This window comes from Hamadaea flava, from assembly GCF_024172085.1.
Lineage (GTDB): Bacteria > Actinomycetota > Actinomycetes > Mycobacteriales > Micromonosporaceae > Hamadaea > Hamadaea flava.
Map to the genome: position 1 here is coordinate 1,422,394 of NZ_JAMZDZ010000001.1, position 18,183 is coordinate 1,440,576.

Consider the following 18,183-nt stretch of genomic DNA (forward strand, 5'->3'; position numbering starts at 1 on the left):
TCTATGTTGTTCATCGGGCGCGCCACCACCAGGCTAGGAGCCATGCCCCCGTACGCGTTGAGGATCTCCGGCCTGCACAAGGTGTTCGGCCGGCAGACCGCGGTCGACCGGCTCGACCTCGAAGTGCCCGCCGGCTCGTTCTTCGGCTTCGTCGGGCCGAACGGAGCGGGCAAGACCACGACCCTGTCGATGGCGGTCGGCCTGCTGCGTCCCGACGGCGGCACGGCGACGATCTTCGGCCACGACGTCTGGCGGGAACCGGCCGAGGCCAAGCGGCTGCTAGGCGTACTGCCGGACGGGGTCGCCCTGCCCGAGCGGCTGACCGGGCGGGAGATGCTGACCTACCTCGGCCTGCTGCGGGGACTGGACCGGCGGGTGGTGGCCGAGCGCGCCGACGAGCTGCTCACGCTGCTGGAACTGGACGGCGCCGACGGCACTCTGGTGGCCGACTACTCGACCGGCATGCGCAAGAAGGTCGCGCTCGCCGCCGCGCTGCTCCACGCGCCCCGGCTCGTCGTGCTGGACGAGCCGCTGGAGGCGGTGGACCCGATCTCGGCCGCGACCGTCAAGACGATCCTGCGCCGGTTCGTCGAAGGTGGCGGGACGGTCGTCTTCTCCAGCCACGTGATGGCCGTCGTCGAGCAGCTCTGCGATCACGTGGCGGTCATCGGCTCCGGCCGGGCCCTGGCCACCGGCCCGGTCAGTGAAGTGACCGCGGGGATCAGTCTCGAAGACCGGTTCGTGAGTCTCGTGGGGGCACCGGAGGCGGCGTCGAAGGGACTGGCATGGCTGGCGTCCTGATCCGGATGAAGCTCGCCGTCCTGCGGAACAGCCTCGGCGGCAAGCAGGCCGAGAACCTGATCGGCGGGCTGTCGGCCGGGCTGCTGCTCGCCGCGGTGACGCTCTACTTCGCCACCCGCGCCGACCTCCTCGGCATCGCCCTGGCGTTCTGGGTGCTCGGCTGGATGATCGGACCGGCGATGTTCGGCGGGGGCGACGACACGCTGCGGCCGGAGATCTTCGCCCAGCTCCCGGTGAGCCCCCGGCGCCTGGCCGCCGGACTGCTCGGCGCGTCCTTCGTCGGCGCCGCCCCGGCCGTGTCGCTGGTCGCGTTCGCCGGCCTCGTCGTGCTGGCGTCCAGACTGGGCACCGTGGCGGTCGTCGTCGCCGTCCCGGCGATGCTGCTCCAGCTGACGCTGGCCGTCCTATTGTCGCGGGTCACCACCGGCGTGATCAACCGCGTCATGCGTACGCGGGCCGGGGCCGCCGCAACCGCGGTGTTCAGCGCCATCGTGATGGCATTGACCGGGTCGGGCTGGGCATTGTTCCCGGCGGCTGGCTCGGTTGCCGGGGCGGGCCTGCCGGACGCGGTGTCGGCTTCGCTTCGGCTCCTGCCGTCGGGCTGGTCGCTGGCGGCCGTCGAGGCGGCGGGCCGGTCGGACTGGCTGATCGTGGCCGTGGCGTTGAGCGGCTTGCTCCTCCTGTGCGGGCTGCTGCTCTGGGCCTGGGCCGCTTTGCTGCGCCAGCGGATGACGACTCGCCCCTCCACCACCGGTACGCGTCGCCGGGCCGAACGGGAGTACCGCGCGCGGGGTCCATTGGCGGCCGTGTTCGTGAAGGAGACCCGAACCTGGCTGCGCGACTTCCGGCGGGTGCACTTCGCCGTCTTCGCGTTCCTCTACGCGGTGTTCTTCTGCGTACTGCCGCTGGCCGCCGGGTCGTCCGACTTCCTGCCGTGGACGGGGCTGCTCTTCGTGCTGATCGCGGCGGCGATGTCGGCCGGCCTCTACGGCGAGGACGGCACCGCGCTGTGGATCACGCTCACCGTCCCGGGTGCGTCCAGTGTGGACGTCCGGGGCCGCCAGCTGGCCTGGCTGGCACTGGTCGCGCCGCCGGCCGTCGGGCTCACCGTGGCGCTGACCGCCGCGACCGGCCACCACGATCAATGGCCGTTGCTGCTGGCGCTCGTGCCGGCCGTGCTCGGCGGCTGCGCCGGACTCGTGGTCCTGTTGTCGCTGGTCCGGCTCGTGCCGATCACCGACCCTCACAAACGGTCCGGCAACCTCCTCGAGAACCCGACCGACTTCGGGCAGGTCCTGCTCTGCCTGGTGCTGGCGGCTGCCGGCGCCGGGCCGGCGTTCCTCGTCGCGCAGCGTGACCCGGTCGGCGGCATCATCACGGGCGTCGTCTCCGGCATCGGACTGTTCTGGCTGCTGGGCCGGCTCGCTCAACGGCGGCTCGACACGCACGGGCCGGAAGTGCTGCACCTCATGCGGTCCGGGCCGACGCGCCGGGTCGCCCCGCCCCTTCGCCCCCTTCGCCCCCTTCGCCCCCTGCATCCGCTGCGCCGCCCGGCTCCGATCAAGACCGCCGGTACGCGTACGGCGGCGATGTTCCTGCTCACGGTCTGCTGGATCCCCCTGTTCCCGCAGGGCCTCGTCCCGATCGTCATGCTGCTGACGGGCAAGGTCGAACGGTCCTGGTTCCTCGCGCTGCACCTGCCGTCGGCGTACCAGTGGCCAGTAGCGCTCGGCATGACCGTGCTCGGCCTGATCATCGCCGGAACCGGCGTGGTCCTGAAACGACGGTCGAGCCCGGCGACGGCCTAGCCGCCGGTCCGATCGCCGGTCAGCCGGGCCACGACCTCAGCCGACCGCCGCCACCAATAGTCGTACCGGCCGGGGAACCGGTCCTTCAGCTCGGTGAACCTCGCGTACGCCTCCTGTGCGTACGCGAGGTCGTCCTCGGCGTCGCCGATGAGCAGGCAGACGTTCGCCAGCGAGCCCGCGACCAGGTCGGGCAGCTCGTCGGCGTACTCGCGCATGATGGGCTCGGCGAGCCGGGCCGACCGGGCGGCGTCGGCCTTGCGGCCCAGCGCCAGCAGGATCTCCGCCTCCGTCGACAGCGGAATCCCCCAGCGGCGGCGCTGGAACGCGGTCGCCGGTTCGCCGTCGATCTCCCGCAGCACGCCCATCGCCGCCCCGACCGAGTCGAGCGCCTCGTCGAGGCGGCGCATCCGGGTCAGTGTGGTGGCGTAGTTGTTGAGGGCGGCCGCCAGCAGATGCCGGGCGGCCCGGCTGGACTGGGCGCGGGCCAGCGTGATCGCCTCGGTCTCGTCCTGTTCGGCCTCGGTGAACCGGCCGAGCAGGGTGTTCGAGGTGCCGCGCAGGACCAGCAGCTCGACTTCCAGCTCCCGGTGGATCGTGCCGCTGGAGCGCAACAGGTCCAGCGCCAGTGTCAGCGGCGTGACCGACTCGGCGGTACGCCCGATGTCGGCCAGCGCCGCGCCCCGGTTGAGCAGGATCGGCACGCGCCCGACGGCGGACAGCGCCTCAGGCGCGACGGCCTCCAGATCGGCGAAGAACAGCAGCGCCTGGTCGGCGGCGGCGATGCTGTCGGCGGCCCGGCCGACCTGCCGGAGCACGAAGCTGCGCAGCGACATGAGTTCCGCGCCGAGCAGGTGCACCATCTCCGAGCGCTGGACGATCGGCGTACGCCAGGTCTGCTCGGCCGCGTCGAGCACGGCGAGCGCGGCCCGCCGGTCCGGCTGCCGTTGCACGGCGAGCCAGCGCGCCAGGTTCAGGCGTACCCAGAGCAGATTCGTCGCGGCTTCGAGATCGTCCGGCGCGGTCGGCGCGTACGCGTCCTCGGCCTCGCGGGCGAGCCGAATGGCGGCGGCGAAGTCGCCGCTGCTCGCGTACTCCTGAGCCCGCGCGAGTGGATCCGGCTGCACAAGGTCATCGTCGCACACCTGGCTGGTCGCCACGCCACGGGAGCAGCACAGACGAGGCGATCAGGAGGACCGAGTACACGATCAGGACGGTACGCGCGCTGGTGGCCGCGGCGAGCGCGCCGGCGGCGGCGATGAAGATCGGCTGAGCGATCTTCGTGCTGATCGACCAGGCCACCGCGACCCGGGACATGTGCTGGTCGTCGGTGGCGTTCATCCGGTAGGTGGCGAAGGTCGGGTTGAACACGCCGACGAACAGCAGCAGCAGGAACTCCGAGACCGTGATCAGGACGAAGCCGCTGGTCCCGGTGGTGGCGAACGGGATGAGACCCAGCCACAGGTTCCGGCCGACTCCGGTGATCAGCAGGACGTGGTGCTGGCTGAACCGGGCCAGGATCGGCTTGACCAGCAGCGACCCGGCGATCCCGGCGATGCCGGACAGGCCGAAGGACACCCCGTACTGCCAGGGTTCGAAGCCGAGGTCGCGCACCATGAAGACGGTGATCAGCGGCGACGTCCCCATGATGCAGCCGCCGAAGAGCAGCGAGTTCCAGAACAGCGCGGCCAGCCCGCGATGATCCAGGATGTAGCGCCAGCCCGCCACCAGGTCCCGCGACCAGCGCTGATCGTGGGCCCGTTGCGGTGGCGGCGGCTCGGGCGTGCGTACGCGACTGACGCCGAACGCGGAGGCGAGGAAGCTGACCGCGTTGACGACCATCGAGGCCGCCGCGCCCAACGCCGAGATCAGCACGCCGCCGACGGGCGGGCCGAGGGTGTACGCCGTCCACAGCGTCGTCTCGAAGCGGCTGTTCGCCTCGGCGCGGAAGGCAGCCGGGACGAGCGTACGCAGATCGGCGGTGCTGGCGGCGTTGAACGCGAGCAGGGCCGCCATCTGCGTGATCGCGACCGCGCAGAGCTGCCAATACGTCAGCCACCCGAAGTACGCCGAGACCGGGATCGAGCCGACGGCCACGAACCGCAGGACGTCGGCCCCGATCATGATCGGCCGTTTGCGGTGGTACTCGATCCACGGCCCGAGCGGGACGGCGAGGATGGCGCTCACCACCGACGACAGCACCGACAGCAGGGACACCCGGAAGTCCGAGGCGTTCAGGACCAGGACGGCGACGATGGGCAACGCCGAGTAGCCGACGGCGCTGCCCGCTTCGCTGGCCGACTGGGCGGCCCACCGCCAGCGGAAATCCCGTCGCCACCGGCCGCTCGTCTCGTCGTCGACCGTTTCCGGAGAGACGAGCGTGCCGGTGATCATTCGGCGTACGTTACACGCGGGCGTCCTCGCGGACGGGCTCCGCCGAAGCCGGGCCGACCGGCGCCCGCCGCCGAACGGAAGCGAGCACCAGGAGCCCAGCTGCGAGGACGGTGATCGCGGCCGCCAACCACGCGGCCCAGTCCCCGATCCGGGTGTACGGCGTGTCGCTCGAACCGGGCCGGACGGGCGCGACCACCACCGTGACGGCGTCGGCCTCGCCCACATGTTCCTCCGCGAGCACCCGGCCGCGCCCGTCGGCGATCATCGCGGTCCCGTAGCGCCCGGCCCAGACGACGGCCAGGCCGTTCTCGACGCCCCGCAGGACCGCGGTGTGGGCATGCTGCCAGCCGTCCTCGTCGTTGTCGGCCGCCGGGATCAGCAGCGTCGTCGCCCCGGCGTCGGCATAGTCCCGAGCGGGGTCGGGGAAGTTCACGTCCCCGCAGATCACCAACGCCGATCGCCCCACACCGCCGTTCGCGCCGGGCACGCTGGGCACGAAGACGAGGTCGTCGCCCAGGACGCTCGTCAGGTCGTGGTGTTTGAGGTAGCTCACCGGCGTCCCGCCGTCGCCCGGCACCGCGAGCGACTCGTTGTACTTGCGGCCGTCCGAGCTGCGCGCGTAACCCACCACGACCGTCGTCCGCCGGCCGGTCGCCAGCGCCGACACCTTGTCCCGCAAGATCGGCAGCGACGCGTCGTCCACCCCGAACGCGGCCTCCGGCAGCACGACCGTGGTCACCTCGGCGGGCAGCGCCGCGATCGCGGCGGCGTACTGGTCGAAGAGGGTCTGACCGTCCGGCGACGTGATGTCCACACCCCACGGTGCGGTGTCGTGGACCATCGCCGCCACGAGCTGCGCCGGGGCCGCCTTGTCGTCGGACAGCCGCAGTACGCCGTACCCGCCGACGGCCAGGGCGAAGGTGAGCAGGACGGCGGCCACGCGGACCGGGGCGAAGCGTAGCGCGGCCAGCAGCGCCGGGCCGAGCATGAGGAGGAACTCCACGCCCCAGGCCCCGGCCACAGCGGCCGTCTGCAGCACGACCGGTACGCCGACCTGCGAGCCGGCGAGCGTGCCGCTGATCCCGGTCGGATTCACCGACGCGGTGAGGTAGAGCAGCGCGACCCAGACCGCCGGGACCGAGAACGCCGCCAGCAGCGGCCACCCGCGTTGCACCCACGCCCGGAACAGCCACACTCCGAGGGCGAAGGCGACGGAGTAGCCGATGCTGATGCCGATGCCCGCCGGCAGCGGCACGTCGTAGGAATGCGCGTAGTACGCCCAGCTGTTCGACGTGCTGACCAGGTACGCCCCGAACGCCACCAGCAGCGCCGTCCGCAGCGAGACCCGCGGTGCCAGCACCAGCGCGGGCAGCGGCGCGAACCAGGTCAGCCAGCCGATCGGCGTCAACCCGGTGCCGAAGTAGAGCATGACGGCCGTCGCCACGAACGCTCCGGCGACGATCCAGCGACTCGGCCTAGCCTCGGATTCCATTCAGGACTCTCCCCACCGTGCGGGCGCACAACGCCCGGAAATCGGCCTCGGGCAGCCCCATGCGGCCGCCGAGGTATTGCTGCACGAGCCCCTGCACGCTGCTGGTCAGGGCCAGCGCCACCTCCAGCGGGTCGTCGGCGCGCAGGACGCCGGTCGCCATCCAGCCGCGGACGGCGGCGACGACCGGATCGAAGGTCGGCGAGCCACCGGCGGCGAAGTCCTCCGGAAACCGGCGCGCGCCGTCGCGTACGTCGGTGAGCAGGAAGCCGTAGAGGTGCGGCTGGCCGAGGGCGAAGTCGAGGAAGTCGTCGAGCATCCCGGCCAGCTGGCTGTCGAAGTCGGACCCGCCGCGCTGCCCCCACTTCGCCGCCACGTCGCGCTGCGCCGCGACGGCGACCGTCCGCAACAGCACCTCGCGGTTCGGGAAATGGCGGTAGGTGGCCATCGTGGTGACGCCCGCGTCGGCGGCGACGCGCCGCATGGTGACGGCCGGCGCCCCCTCGGCGATCAAGATCGCAAGGGCGGCGTCGGCCAGTCGTTGCGCGGTTCCAGAAGCCATGTGTACAACGTACACATCGGCGGCCGTCTTAGGAAGCCCCCACCTCCGCCCGGACCGCCACCCGCTCCACGTCGGACACCGGCTTCCGCGTTCGGAGCAGCGTGTACGCCAAAAGGAAGGCCACGATCAGCAGCCCGGTGCCGATGGCGTACGCGAGGCGGTAGCCGCCCGTGAGCGCCGCCGGCTCGCCGAGCCCGGCGCTCAGCAGATCCCCCGTACGCGCGGCGGCCTGAGTGGACAGCACGGCCACCCCGATCGCCATCCCGATCTGCTGAGTCGTGTTGAACAGGCCGGAGGCGAGCCCGGCGTCGTCGGCCTTCGCGCCGGACATCCCCAGCGTCGTCAGCGCGGGCAGGACCAGCCCGAACCCGGCGGCGAGCAGCATGATCGGCAGCAGGTCGGTGACGTAGTCGGCGTGCACCGGCACCCGGGCCAGCAGGCCGAGCATCACGGTCAACAGCGCGAGACCGGTCAGCAGCACCTTCCGCTCGCCGAACCGGGCGTTGAGCCGGGCGGCCAGGCCGAGCGAGACCGCCCCGATCATCACGGCCGCGGGCAGAATGGCGAGGCCCGTCTCGGTCGCGTCATAACCGGCGACGCGCTGCAGGTAGAGGGCGGTGAGCACCTGGAAGGCGAAGCATGCCGCGACGGTCAGCGCCTGCACCACGTTGGCGACGGAAACCTCACGCGACCGGAAGATCCGCAACGGCATCAACGGGCTCCGTGCGGTCTTCTGGCGTACCACGAAGGACAGCAGCAGCACCGCGGCGAGCGAGCCGGCCCACAGCCAGTGACCCGAGACCACTGCATAGATGCCCAGGATCAGGCCGCCGGTGACCAGCAGCGCGCCCAGCACGTCGGCACCAGCGGCGAGTCCGAGCCCGCGGTCGGCCGGGAGCGTGCGGACGGCGGCGACCAGCGCGGCGACGCCGATCGGCAGGTTGATGAGGAAGATCCAGTGCCAGCCGAGGGCGTCCGTGAGCAGACCCCCGGCGACCTGGCCGATCGCCGCCCCGGCCGCGCCGGTGAAGCTGTAGACGGCGATGGCCCGCGAGCGTTCGCGGACGTCGGTGAACAGCGTGACCAGGATGCCGAGGCTGACGGCGGTGGCCGTGGCGCTGCCGACGCCCTGCAGGAAGCGGGCCGCGATCAGGACGGCCGGGCTGGTCGCGGCGCCCGCGAGCAGCGAGGCCGCGGTGAACAGCGCGATGCCCACGAGGAAGAGGCGGCGACGGCCCAGCAGGTCGCCCAGCCGCCCGGCGAGCAGCAACAGGCTGCCGAAGGCGATGAGGTACGCGTTGACGATCCAGCTCAACCCGGCCGGGGTGAACCCGAGGTCAGCGGAGATGGCGGGCATCGCGACGGTGACGATGCTGCCGTCGAGGATCGTCATGAGCATTGCGGTGGCGAGTACGCCGAGCGCGGTCCAACGGTGAGACATACCTAGGACCGTAGCGGATAGTTCCGTTACAGACAATCTTATTGTGGAGTTTTACTGGCGCGCGCGCCGCGCGGCGTTCTCCACCGGTTGCGCCAGCTGCCCTTCCACCAGGCGTTCCATCGCCCGCAGGAAGACGTCGCGATCTTTGGCGGGCAGCGCGCCGAGCGCCTCCTCGTGCACCCGATCCACGATCTCCTGGCTGCGGTGGGCGAGCTTGGCCCCGGCCGGCGTCACCGCGACGATCCGGGCCCGGCGATCGGTGGACGACGGGCGGCGCTCGGCCAGCCCGGCCTTCTCCAGGGCGTCCACCGTGACGACCATCGTCGTCTTGTCCATGTCGCCCAGCTCCGCCAGCTGGATCTGCGTACGCTCCTCCTCCAGAGCGTGCACGAGGACGCAGTGCATCCGCGCGGTGAGCCCGATCTCCGCCAGCTCGGCCGCCATCCGCGTGCGCAGGACGTGGCTGGTGTGGTCCAGGAAGAACGACAAGTCGGGCGCGGTGCGGTTCGGGGCCATGGCGGTCATGGACCCAGGATAGCCAACTCGATCCGTTGCAGATCTTTTTGCTGCAGATCACGGTTGTGCATGCCTCCGCGGCCCAAGATGGCCTGCAGATCCGTGATCTGCACGGATCAGGTGGCGGGGAGGGTGACGGTGACGCTCAGGCCGCCGCCCGTACGGGGTTCGGCGGTCACCTCGCCGCCGTGGGCGCGCGCCACCGCCCGCACGATCGACAGCCCCAGCCCGAACCCGCGTTCGGCGGTGCGTTCACTGCGTACGCGTTCGCCGCGGAGCCGGCGGAACGGCTGGAACAGCGTCTCGATCTCGTACTTGGGCACGGTCGGGCCGGAGTTGCTCACAACAAGCTGCGCCCGGCCGTCGACCGTCGCCGTGTGCACCGACAGCCAGCCGCCCTCGGCCAGGTTATGCCGGATCGCGTTCTCCACGAGGTTCTGGGTGAGCCGTTCCAGCAGCACCGGATCGCCGGTCGTCGGCGCCGTGCGCAGCTGGGCGGAGACCTTCCGGTCGGTCGGCGGCGCCTGGTCGAGCACGTGCTGGGCCACCTCGGCCAGGTCGACCGGCACGGTCTCCACGATCGCCGTCTCGCTCTCGGCCAAGGTGAGCAGTCCGTCGATGAGGCGCTCGTGCCGTTCGTTGACCGACAGCAGAGACTCGCCGAGCTGACGTGTCTGAGGCACGGTGTCCGGCCGGGCGACCGCCAGCTCCACCAGCGCCCGGTTCAGGGCGAGCGGCGTACGCAGCTCGTGGGAGGCGTTGGCGACGAAGCGCCGCTGCCCGTCGAAGGACCGGTCGAGCCGTTCGATCATCGTGTCGAAGGTGTCGGCCAGCTCCTTGACCTCGTCCTTGGGACCGGCCAGCGCGATGCGTTCGTGCAGCCCGCGATCCGGTGCCGAGGCGATCCGGCGGGCGGTCTCGGTGATCCGGCTCAGCGGCTGCAACGCCCGGCCCGCGACGAGCCAGCCGAATGCGCCCGCGACGACGCCGACCCCGGCCAGCGCGATCGCTCCGCCGGTCACCAGCGAGTCGAGGGTGTCCTTGCGGAACTGCTCCTGCTGGGCGCGGTAGTCGATGATCGCCTGCGGAATGTTGATCTTCTGGCCGTTGACCTCGATCGTGCCCACTCCGTTCAGCTTCTTGGGCAGGACGTCGAGGTTGCCGGCCGACGTTCCCATGCGGCTGTCGAGGCTGCGCTCCACCAGGAAGTAGGTCACCCCGAGCAGCAGCGCCCCGGCGAAGACGAACAGTCCCCCGTAGAGGACCGTCAGGCGTACGCGAAGACTCCAGCGCACCATCACAGCACCCGGTATCCCGCGCCGGCCACCGTCTCGACCAGCGGCGGCTCGCCGAGTTTGCGGCGCAGCTTCATCATCGTGACCCGCAGGACGTTGGTGAACGGGTCGATGTTCTCGTCCCATACCTTCTCCAGCAGGTATTCGGCGCTGACGACGGTGCCCTCGGCCCGCAGCAATTCGGCCAGCAACGCGAACTCCTTGTTCGCCAGTGAGATCGGCTGCCCGTCGCGCCACACCTCCCGCCGCGCCGGATCAAGGCGTACGCCGGACCGGGCCAGCACCGGCGGAGCGGCCGGTCGCGCCCGCCGGGCGAGGGCGTGCACCCGGGCGGACAGCTCGGCGAAGGCGAACGGCTTGGCGAGGTAGTCGTCGGCGCCCAGACGGAGCCCGGCGACCCGGTCACGGACGGCGGCGGCAGCGGTCAGCATCAGAATCCGCGTCGCCGCGTCCGACTCCACGACGGCCCGGCAGACGTCGTCGCCGTGCACCACCGGGAGATCCCGGTCGAGGACGAGCACGTCATAGTCGTTGACCCCGAGCCGCTCCAGCGCCGCGTCCCCGTCGTACGCGACGTCGACCGCGAACGCCTCGCGGCGCAGCCACTCGGCTATGCCGTCGGCGAGGATCGCCTCGTCCTCCACCACCAGAATGCGCATCGTGTCCCCTTTGCCGGACCGGTCGGCCGTCCCCATCGTGCCCGCCCTCCCATAACGCCGCCGTAACGCCCCGGACCCCCACGCTCGCATTCGGGCTCGCGCCGCGATGGCCGCAGATCACGGTTATGCATGCTTCCGACGCCCCGGGAGGCATGCATACCCGTGATCTGCATCCCGAAAGACGCGAGCCCGAAGGGGGCGAGCCCGAAGGGGCGAGCCCGAAGGGGCGAGCCCGAAGGGGGCGAGCCCGAAGGGGGCGAGCCCGAAGGGGGCGAGCCCGAAGGGAGCGGGTTACGCGGGGGTTATCGGGGAGTCGCTCTACTGGCCGGCATGAGACGACTGATCCTGAGCGTGACAGCGGCCGCCGCAATAAGCCTCGCCGCAGTGAGCCTCGCCGCGTGCGGCAAGAGCGACGAGGGTTCCGGCATCGCCACCGTCGGGAACGGCGGTGCGACGCCGACCGCGAGCGCCACCGCGTCCGCCGCCGACATGATGAAGTTCACGCAGTGCATGCGGGACAACGGCGTACCGGTGGGCGATCCGGATCCCTCGACCGGCCGGCCTGAGTTCGGCAAGGACGTGGCGGGGACTCCCCAGTTCCAGGCAGCCGTGAAGAAGTGCCAGGGCCTGTTGCCTGGTGGCGTACTGGGGATGCTGGACGCGAACCAGGTCGAGCAGTTGCGAGTGTTCGCCCAGTGCATGCGCGACCACGGCGTGGACATGCCCGACCCCGATCCCAACGGCGGCTTCGCCGGCGCGATGGGCAAGATCGACCGGAACAGCCCGACGGTCAAGAAGGCCGTGGCGGCCTGCCAGGACAAGCTGACCGCGGTGTTTCCCAGCCTTGGGGCGCGCTCGTGAGCGCCCGACGGCGACGACGCGTACGCACCGCCGCCGGAGCGGGTGGCGTGGCGCTGGTCGCCGGGGTGGCGGTGGCCGCCGCTTTCGGGTTCGGCGGCGGGACGGAGACTCCGGCCGCCGGGGCGCATCAGCCGCCGGCGACCGCCCCGGTCACCCGGGAGACGTTGACAGAGACCAAGACGGTCAGCGGCACGCTCGGCTACGGCGATCCCACGACGGTCAGCGCGAGGGGCGCGGCGGGGACGGTCACCTGGCTGGCCCCGGAGGGCTCCACGGTCGCCCGGGGGAAGCCGGTGTACAAGGTGGACTCCGATCCGGTCGTCCTCCTCTACGGCAGTACGCCGTTCTACCGCACGCTGGCGGCCGGGCTCGACGGCGATGACGTCAATACGTTGGAGAGCAACCTCAAAGCCTTGGGCTACACCGGTTTCACCGTCGACGACGAGTACACCTCGGCGACCGCCGACGCCGTCCGGCAGTGGCAGGAGGATCTCGGCGTACCGGAGACGGGCCGGGTCGAGGTGTCCCGCGTCGTCGTCGCGCCGGGGCAGATCCGCGTCGCCGGGCACAAGACCGATCCGGGCGCGGCGGCCACCGGGCCGCTCCTGGCGTACACGGGGATGACCAGAGTGGTCACCGTGGCGCTGGACGTGGCCGACCAGCAGCTGGTCCACCGGGGGGTGGCCGCCCAGATCACCTTGCCGGACGGCGCGGCGGTGACCGGGACCGTGGCGAGCGTGGGCACGGTCGCGACCAAGGCGACCAGCGGGAGCGGCGCGAGCCAGACCTCCACCACCACGATCGACGTGGTGGTGACCGTCGCCGACCAGCAGAAGCTGGGCGCCCTCGACGAGGCGCCGGTGGATGTCGTGCTGGTCGCCGAGCAGCACCGGAACGTGCTGACGGTGCCGGTCGGCGCGCTCGTCGCACTGCGCGAGGGCGGCTACGGCGTGCTCGTCGTGGACGGCTCCGGCACCCGGTACGCCGCGGTCGAGACGGGGTTGTTCGCGGCTGGGAAGGTGGAGGTGACCGGCGGCGACGTCACCGAGGGCATGACCGTGGGGGTGCCGAAGTGACCGCCACCGCGGATCAGGCGACCTCCGCCGGGGGAGATGCGACCGCCACCGCGGCTCAAGCGGCCTCCGTCGTGGGAGATGCGACGGCCATCGTCGAACTCGACGACGTCTCGAAGACCTATCCCGGCGGCGTCGTCGCGGTGGATCAGGTGAGTCTGCGGATCGATCGAGGCGAGTTCGTGGCGATCGTAGGGCCGTCCGGTTCCGGGAAGTCCACGATGCTGCATCTGATCGGGGCGCTCGACCGGCCGTCGACCGGCGTCGTCGCCATCGACGGTCATCGGCTCGACCAGTTGACCGACCGGCAGCTGTCCGCCTTGCGGGCGCGTACGCTCGGCTTCGTCTTCCAGCAGTTCCACCTCGCCCCCGGAGTGTCCGCTGTGGACAATGTGGCCGACGGACTGCTGTACGCCGGGGTGGCGCTGGCCGAACGACGGCGGCGGGCGACGGCGGCGCTGGTCCGGGTCGGGCTCGGTCATCGGCTGGACCACGAGCCGCACGAGCTGTCCGGTGGTGAGCGGCAGCGGGTGGCGATCGCCCGCGCGGTGGTCGGCGAACCGCCGTTGCTGCTGGCCGACGAGCCGACCGGCAACCTGGACTCGGCCGCCGGAGCCGGCGTGATGACGCTGCTCGGCGACCTGCACGACGCGGGCACGACGATCGTCGTGATCACCCACGATCAGGAGATCGCCGCGTCGCTGCCCCGCCAGGTACGCATGAAGGACGGGCGGGTGGCGGCATGGTGACCCTCGCCCTCTCGCCGGCGCGGCTGCGACCCCGGGACGTACTGCGGGTCGGCGGGGCCGGACTGCGTACGCGGCCGTTGCGGGTGTTCCTGTCGGCCCTCGGGATCGCCATCGGCATCGCGGCGATGATCGCGGTCGTGGGCATCTCGGCATCCAGCCGCGAAGACCTGAACCGGCAGCTCGCCGCCCTCGGCACCAATCTGCTCACGGTCGGTCCCGGGCAGAGCCTGTTCGGCGACGACTCCCACCTGCCGACCGAGGCCGAGGACATGATCGGCCGGATCGCGCCGGTCACCGACGTCTCGGCCACCGGCAGGGTGCCCGGCACGCACGTCTACCGCAACGACAAGATCCCGGCTGGGCAGTCCGGTGGCATCGCGGTGCTCGCCGCGCGTACGGACCTGCCCGCCGCGGTCGGGGCGACGATGTCCGCCGGCGTCTTCCTCAACGACGCCACCGCGGCGTACCCGGCCGTCGTGCTCGGCGCCAAGTCCGCCGAGCGACTCGGCGTCACCGCGCCGGGCGAGCAGGTCTGGCTAGCCGGGGAACGCTTGCGTGAGCCGCCAGGAGTGCAGTCAGCCGGCCAGTGGTTCACGGTGGTCGGGCTGCTCGCCCTGGTCCCGCTCGCCCCCGAACTCGACACGGCCGCCGTCGTCGGGTGGCCGGTCGCGACCACCAGGCTTCACTTCGACGGGTACGCGACCACGGTGTACACCCGCTCGGACGAGCGCTACGTCGCCGAGGTTCAGGCGGTGCTGGCCGCGACGGCGAACCCGGAAGCGCCCAACGAGGTCAACGTGTCGCGGCCGTCGGACGCGCTGGCCGCCAAGCAGGCGACCGACGCCACCCTCAACGGGCTGCTGCTGGGCCTGGGCGCGGTCGCGCTGCTGGTCGGCGGGGTCGGCGTGGCCAACACGATGGTCATCTCCGTCCTCGAACGGCGGGCGGAGATCGGGTTGCGCCGTTCGCTCGGCGCGACCCGGGGGCAGATCCGTACGCAGTTCCTCGCCGAGTCGCTGCTGTTGTCCCTGCTCGGCGGGGCCGGTGGCGTCGTGCTCGGCGTCCTGGTGACCGGGGCGTACGCCGCTTATCAGGACTGGCCGACGGTGGTGCCCGCCTGGGTGTCGCTCGGCGGGGCCGGGGCGACGCTGGTCATCGGCGGGCTCGCCGGGCTCTATCCGGCGATCCGGGCCGCCCGGCTCTCGCCGACCTCGGCGCTCGCCGGCCGCTGACCCTTCGGTGCAGATCACGGTTATGCATGCCTCCGGAGCCCGCGGAGGCATGCATAACCGTGATCTTGTCGTATCGCCATGGCAGGGTGATCCGTATGAGTGACGTGGAAGTACGGCTGGTGCCCTGGTCGGAGCCGGACCTGGAGATCCTCCAGCGGGCGAACACCCCGGAGATGAAGGCGCACCTGGGCGGCCCGGAGACCGAGGAGCAGGTGCTCGCCCGCCACCAGCGCTACCTCAAGCTGGACAACGGCCGGATGTTCCGGGTCGAGCTCGCGCCGGGCGGCGAGGTCGCGGGCAGCATCGGTTACTGGGATCGCGAGTGGGACGGCGAGACCGTCTACGAGTCCGGCTGGCACGTGCTGCCGGAGTTCCAGGGCCGGGGTATCGCGACCGCGGCGGCTCGGGCGATCATCGCCGAGGCGCGGCGCGACGGCCGTCACCGCTGGCTCCACGCCTACCCGGACGTGGACAACCCGCCGTCGAACGGGATCTGCCGCAAGGCCGGGCTCGAACTGGTCGGCCCGGTCGACTTCGAGTTCCCGAAGGGCCGGCCGATGCGCAGCAACGACTGGCGCATCGATCTGACGGCGTAGCGCTCACGCACTGTCGGAGGACTCCGACTGCAGGGCCTTGGCGATCGCGGCCGTCATCCGCCGTTCGGACTCGGCGAGTTCACGGCGGACGTCGGCCGCCGTCAGCAGCACGTGGGCGGCGGTCGTCCCGGTGACGATCAGCAGCGCGGCGGCGACCACGATGCCCCGGACCATGCCGTCCCGGGTCGTGGCGACGATCCAGATCCCGGTCGTCAGCAGCGCGGCGACCACCGCGTACGCGATGCGCAGAGCGATCGTGCGCGCCACCGAACCCCCCAGAAGCAGCCGATCGACAACTACCTTTGTCCATGATGGACATCAGCACCCGCCCGGACCTTCTACAGTGGAGGAACCGGGCGTCCAGAAAGGTTAGTCTGGCAAGCCCGCCGCCTCGATCGATAGGGTCTTAAGTCCCGGCTTGCGCGCCGGGCACGATGACGACCGGGCAGTCGGAGTGGTAGAGCGCCGCCTGACTGACCGAGCCGAGCAGCATCCCCTTGAAGCCGCCGAAGCCCCGGCTGCCGAGCACGATGATTTGCGCGCCGCGCGTCGCCTCCAGGATCGTCCGGCGTACGCGCCCGTGCACGACCTGCGTACGCAGGTCGACGTCGGGGAACTCGGTCCTCCACCTGGCCAGGGCGTCGATGATCAGCCGCTCCTCGTTCTCCCGCGCGACCGACTCGTCGAAGATCAGCGGCTGCATCTCGGTCGCCACGTCGGCCGTCGGGTGCGCCCAGACGTGCAACGCCCACAGCGGCACGTTCCGCAGCGCGGCCTCCTGGAAGGCGAAGCCGACGGCGGCGTCCCCGGCGGGCGATCCGTCCACCGCCAGCAGCACCGGCGTACTCGGGTCGGTCGTGCCGCGGACCACCATCACCGGGCAGGCGGCATGGGCGGCGACGTGGATCGACACCGAACCCGCGAGCAGCCCGGCGAACGCGCCGAGCCCTCGATCGCCCACGACGACGATCGACGCGCCGCCAGACGCCCGGATCAGCGCCTGGGCGGCCGAACCGGTGATCACCTCGCCGGTCACCTCCACCCCGGGCGCGGCGGCCCGCACGGCGGCGACCCCCTCGGCGACGATCTGCCGGGCCTGGTTCTCCAGCCCGCCTTCGGCCGGCCCGAGCGCGGCCGGCCCCAACGGGACGTTGCGCATGGCCGGCCAGATGAATCCGTGCACGATCCGCACGGGTACGCCCCGCAGCACGGCCTCCCGGGCGGCGACCGCGGCGGCGGCCAGGCTCTCCGGCGATCCGTCCACCCCGGCGACGATGGGCAGAGATGTCATGATTTCCCCCTTTACCGTCCCCAACGGTTCCGGGGCTGCCGGGCTACGCCGTCCCGCGCGACCCGTACGCCGGGCCGAACACCACGAGCAGCGCGAGGTCCTCGGTGACGTCGGTGAACCGGTGCTCCTCTCCGGCCGGGACGAAGATCACCGCACCCGGGCCGACCTCGGCCGCGCCGTCCGGGGTGACGATCCGGGCCCGGCCGGCCGTGACGACGTAGATCTCGTCCTCCGTGTGCGGGCTCTGGTCGTCCACTCCCCCGGCGGGAATGCAGTAGGTCCCGACGGACAGGTCGGGCACTCGAAGGTTCTCCACCCAGTCGTTGGCCGTGCCCTGGGCCGGCGGCGCCCACTGCCCCGCTCCGTCGATGATCCGCATCGTCGAAGCGTACGCCGCTGATGATCAGGTGATGATCAACAGGGCGATAGTGTGGACCTCACACCCTGGCGGGCCACGTCGTCGAGCTGACGAGGACCATGCCGGGGAGGGAGGCACCGATGGACCCGAGCGTGCTCATGAGCGAGCGGCGTCAGCTGATCAACCTGGCGTACCGCATGCTCGGATCGCTGGCCGAGGCCGAGGACGTCGTGCAGGAGACGTACGCGCGCTGGTACGGCCTGTCCGCCGCGCAGCAGGACGAGATCCAGAACCCCGCCGCCTGGCTGACCCGGGTGGCCGGCCGGATCTGCCTCGACGTGCTCGGCTCCGCCCGGGTCCGGCGTGAACGCTACGTCGGCGAATGGCTGCCCGAGCCGCTGCCGGAGCAGGCGGACTGGGCGGCTTCGGCCGACCCCGCCGACCGGGTGACGCTGGACGAGTCGGTGAACCTCGCGTTCCTGGTCGTGCTCGAGTCGATGACCCCGGCCGAACGCGTCGCCTTCATCCTCCACGACGTCTTCCGCTACCCGTTCCCCGAAGTCGCCGACATCGTCGGGCGTACGCCGGCCGCCTGCCGGCAACTGGCGTCGTCGGCCCGCCGTCGTGTCCGCGACGCGCGTACGCCCGAGGCCCCGCCGACGTCCCCGGATCGGCGAGCCGACCTCGTCCGGGATTTCCAGGCGGCGTGGGCGGCCAAGGACATCGGCGCGCTGATCGGGCTGCTCGATCCGGCGGCCGTCGCGGTCGCCGACGGCGGCGGGATCGTCACGGCGAAGCTGGAACCGATCGAGGGAGCCGAGCAGATCGCGCGCGGTCTCCTGGAGATCACCACGCAGTTGCCGGGCCTGACGGTCGTCGCCCGGACGGTCAACGGCCAGCCCGGTCTGGTCGTGCAGGAGAACGGCGTGACGACGACGGTGATGGCCTTCGAGTTCGCCGGCGACCGCATCAGCCGCCTCTACGCCGTCCGCAATCCCGACAAGCTGCGCCCGTGGGCCTGACCCGCTGTAGCCGACCTGTAGGAAACGTGTAATCAGCGC

19 protein-coding genes are annotated in these 18,183 nt (G+C 71.6%); 8 read left to right on the forward strand and 11 right to left on the reverse strand.

The features are described 5' to 3' along the window. Positions 1 to 42 precede the first annotated feature (42 nt). Both HDA40_RS06905 and HDA40_RS06910 read left to right on the forward strand, forming a co-directional pair. Positions 43 to 801: an ABC transporter ATP-binding protein gene (locus HDA40_RS06905; protein WP_253753100.1), complete on the forward strand. Its 759-nt coding sequence runs from the start codon at positions 43 to 45 to the stop codon at positions 799 to 801. Then, positions 786 to 2,609, forward strand: coding sequence for a hypothetical protein (locus HDA40_RS06910; RefSeq protein ID WP_253753101.1), 1,824 nt, complete (start codon positions 786 to 788; stop codon positions 2,607 to 2,609). The genes HDA40_RS06905 and HDA40_RS06910 overlap by 16 nt, the downstream gene beginning before the upstream one ends. On the opposite strand, the gene HDA40_RS06915 is transcribed toward HDA40_RS06910, so the two are convergent. The 8 genes from HDA40_RS06915 to HDA40_RS06950 all read right to left on the reverse strand — a co-directional run bounded on the left by HDA40_RS06915 (position 2,606) and on the right by HDA40_RS06950 (position 10,962). Then, entirely contained in the window at positions 2,606 to 3,733 is a 1,128-nt protein-coding gene (locus HDA40_RS06915; RefSeq protein WP_253753102.1) for a tetratricopeptide repeat-containing protein, read from the reverse strand. The two genes, HDA40_RS06910 and HDA40_RS06915, sit on opposite strands and share 4 nt — an antisense overlap. Before the next feature lie 4 nt (positions 3,734 to 3,737). Next, entirely contained in the window at positions 3,738 to 5,000 is a 1,263-nt protein-coding gene (locus HDA40_RS06920) for an MFS transporter (RefSeq protein ID WP_253753103.1), read from the reverse strand. A gap of 10 nt (positions 5,001 to 5,010) precedes the next feature. Continuing rightward, positions 5,011 to 6,492 carry a nitrilase-related carbon-nitrogen hydrolase gene (locus tag HDA40_RS06925; protein WP_253753104.1) on the reverse strand — a complete coding sequence of 494 codons (1,482 nt, stop codon included), beginning with the start codon at positions 6,490 to 6,492 and terminating at the stop codon, positions 5,011 to 5,013. Then, positions 6,476 to 7,051, reverse strand: a complete 576-nt coding sequence (locus tag HDA40_RS06930) for a TetR/AcrR family transcriptional regulator (RefSeq protein WP_253753106.1) — start codon at positions 7,049 to 7,051, stop codon at positions 6,476 to 6,478. Before HDA40_RS06930 ends, HDA40_RS06925 begins: the two co-directional genes overlap by 17 nt. A gap of 28 nt (positions 7,052 to 7,079) precedes the next feature. After that, a complete protein-coding gene (locus HDA40_RS06935; protein WP_253753108.1) occupies positions 7,080 to 8,492 on the reverse strand; it encodes a DHA2 family efflux MFS transporter permease subunit in 1,413 nt (470 codons plus the stop codon). 51 nt (positions 8,493 to 8,543) lie between these two features. Continuing rightward, positions 8,544 to 9,017, reverse strand: a complete 474-nt coding sequence (locus tag HDA40_RS06940; RefSeq protein ID WP_253753110.1) for a MarR family winged helix-turn-helix transcriptional regulator — start codon at positions 9,015 to 9,017, stop codon at positions 8,544 to 8,546. A gap of 107 nt (positions 9,018 to 9,124) precedes the next feature. Continuing rightward, positions 9,125 to 10,306, reverse strand: coding sequence for a sensor histidine kinase (locus HDA40_RS06945; protein WP_253753113.1), 1,182 nt, complete (start codon positions 10,304 to 10,306; stop codon positions 9,125 to 9,127). Next, complete coding sequence (locus tag HDA40_RS06950) at positions 10,306 to 10,962, reverse strand: response regulator transcription factor (protein WP_253753115.1); 657 nt, start codon at positions 10,960 to 10,962, stop codon at positions 10,306 to 10,308. Before HDA40_RS06950 ends, HDA40_RS06945 begins: the two co-directional genes overlap by 1 nt. Before the next feature lie 330 nt (positions 10,963 to 11,292). Here HDA40_RS06950 and HDA40_RS06955 point away from each other — a divergent pair, with 330 nt between their 5' ends. From HDA40_RS06955 to HDA40_RS06975, 5 genes are all read left to right on the forward strand, one after another. Continuing rightward, the gene (locus HDA40_RS06955) at positions 11,293 to 11,823 is read left to right on the forward strand and encodes a hypothetical protein (RefSeq protein ID WP_253753117.1); all 531 of its coding nucleotides are present in this window, start codon (positions 11,293 to 11,295) and stop codon (positions 11,821 to 11,823) included. Further along, the gene (locus tag HDA40_RS06960) at positions 11,820 to 12,899 is read left to right on the forward strand and encodes a peptidoglycan-binding protein (protein WP_253753119.1); all 1,080 of its coding nucleotides are present in this window, start codon (positions 11,820 to 11,822) and stop codon (positions 12,897 to 12,899) included. The genes HDA40_RS06955 and HDA40_RS06960 overlap by 4 nt, the downstream gene beginning before the upstream one ends. A gap of 89 nt (positions 12,900 to 12,988) precedes the next feature. Then, positions 12,989 to 13,645, forward strand: a complete 657-nt coding sequence (locus HDA40_RS06965; protein ID WP_253763586.1) for an ABC transporter ATP-binding protein — start codon at positions 12,989 to 12,991, stop codon at positions 13,643 to 13,645. Next, the gene (locus tag HDA40_RS06970) at positions 13,639 to 14,877 is read left to right on the forward strand and encodes an ABC transporter permease (RefSeq protein ID WP_253753121.1); all 1,239 of its coding nucleotides are present in this window, start codon (positions 13,639 to 13,641) and stop codon (positions 14,875 to 14,877) included. Before HDA40_RS06965 ends, HDA40_RS06970 begins: the two co-directional genes overlap by 7 nt. A 95-nt stretch (positions 14,878 to 14,972) precedes the next feature. Continuing rightward, positions 14,973 to 15,473 (forward strand): GNAT family N-acetyltransferase, encoded by a 501-nt coding sequence (locus tag HDA40_RS06975; RefSeq protein WP_253753123.1) that lies wholly within the window; start codon positions 14,973 to 14,975, stop codon positions 15,471 to 15,473. A 3-nt stretch (positions 15,474 to 15,476) separates the two neighbouring features. Here HDA40_RS06975 and HDA40_RS06980 read toward each other — a convergent pair whose 3' ends face one another. The 3 genes from HDA40_RS06980 to HDA40_RS06990 all read right to left on the reverse strand — a co-directional run bounded on the left by HDA40_RS06980 (position 15,477) and on the right by HDA40_RS06990 (position 17,143). Continuing rightward, positions 15,477 to 15,740, reverse strand: coding sequence for a hypothetical protein (locus HDA40_RS06980; RefSeq protein ID WP_253753125.1), 264 nt, complete (start codon positions 15,738 to 15,740; stop codon positions 15,477 to 15,479). Between the two features lie 139 nt (positions 15,741 to 15,879). Next, a complete protein-coding gene (locus HDA40_RS06985; RefSeq protein ID WP_253753127.1) occupies positions 15,880 to 16,764 on the reverse strand; it encodes a universal stress protein in 885 nt (294 codons plus the stop codon). 43 nt (positions 16,765 to 16,807) lie between these two features. Further along, the gene (locus HDA40_RS06990) at positions 16,808 to 17,143 is read right to left on the reverse strand and encodes a cupin domain-containing protein (RefSeq protein WP_253753129.1); all 336 of its coding nucleotides are present in this window, start codon (positions 17,141 to 17,143) and stop codon (positions 16,808 to 16,810) included. A gap of 119 nt (positions 17,144 to 17,262) precedes the next feature. On the opposite strand from HDA40_RS06990, the gene sigJ reads away from it, so the two are divergent. After that, entirely contained in the window at positions 17,263 to 18,144 is an 882-nt protein-coding gene (sigJ, locus tag HDA40_RS06995) for an RNA polymerase sigma factor SigJ (RefSeq protein WP_253753131.1), read from the forward strand. The last annotated feature ends 39 nt before the right edge of the window (positions 18,145 to 18,183 follow it).

Bases quoted from the DNA above. Each gene is read 5' to 3' on its own strand.
- HDA40_RS06905 (WP_253753100.1), top strand. From the start codon at position 43: ATGCCCCCGTACGCGTTGAGGATCTCCGGCCTGCACAAGGTGTTCGGC.
- HDA40_RS06910 (WP_253753101.1), top strand. From the start codon at position 786: ATGGCTGGCGTCCTGATCCGGATGAAGCTCGCCGTCCTGCGGAACAGC.
- HDA40_RS06920 (WP_253753103.1), bottom strand. From the start codon at position 5,000: ATGATCACCGGCACGCTCGTCTCTCCGGAAACGGTCGACGACGAGACG.
- HDA40_RS06925 (WP_253753104.1), bottom strand. From the start codon at position 6,492: ATGGAATCCGAGGCTAGGCCGAGTCGCTGGATCGTCGCCGGAGCGTTC.
- HDA40_RS06930 (WP_253753106.1), bottom strand. From the start codon at position 7,051: ATGGCTTCTGGAACCGCGCAACGACTGGCCGACGCCGCCCTTGCGATC.
- HDA40_RS06935 (WP_253753108.1), bottom strand. From the start codon at position 8,492: ATGTCTCACCGTTGGACCGCGCTCGGCGTACTCGCCACCGCAATGCTC.
- HDA40_RS06940 (WP_253753110.1), bottom strand. From the start codon at position 9,017: ATGACCGCCATGGCCCCGAACCGCACCGCGCCCGACTTGTCGTTCTTC.
- HDA40_RS06945 (WP_253753113.1), bottom strand. From the start codon at position 10,306: ATGGTGCGCTGGAGTCTTCGCGTACGCCTGACGGTCCTCTACGGGGGA.
- HDA40_RS06950 (WP_253753115.1), bottom strand. From the start codon at position 10,962: ATGCGCATTCTGGTGGTGGAGGACGAGGCGATCCTCGCCGACGGCATA.
- HDA40_RS06955 (WP_253753117.1), top strand. From the start codon at position 11,293: ATGAGACGACTGATCCTGAGCGTGACAGCGGCCGCCGCAATAAGCCTC.
- HDA40_RS06970 (WP_253753121.1), top strand. From the start codon at position 13,639: ATGGTGACCCTCGCCCTCTCGCCGGCGCGGCTGCGACCCCGGGACGTA.
- HDA40_RS06975 (WP_253753123.1), top strand. From the start codon at position 14,973: ATGAGTGACGTGGAAGTACGGCTGGTGCCCTGGTCGGAGCCGGACCTG.
- HDA40_RS06985 (WP_253753127.1), bottom strand. From the start codon at position 16,764: ATGACATCTCTGCCCATCGTCGCCGGGGTGGACGGATCGCCGGAGAGC.
- HDA40_RS06990 (WP_253753129.1), bottom strand. From the start codon at position 17,143: ATGCGGATCATCGACGGAGCGGGGCAGTGGGCGCCGCCGGCCCAGGGC.
- sigJ (WP_253753131.1), top strand. From the start codon at position 17,263: ATGGACCCGAGCGTGCTCATGAGCGAGCGGCGTCAGCTGATCAACCTG.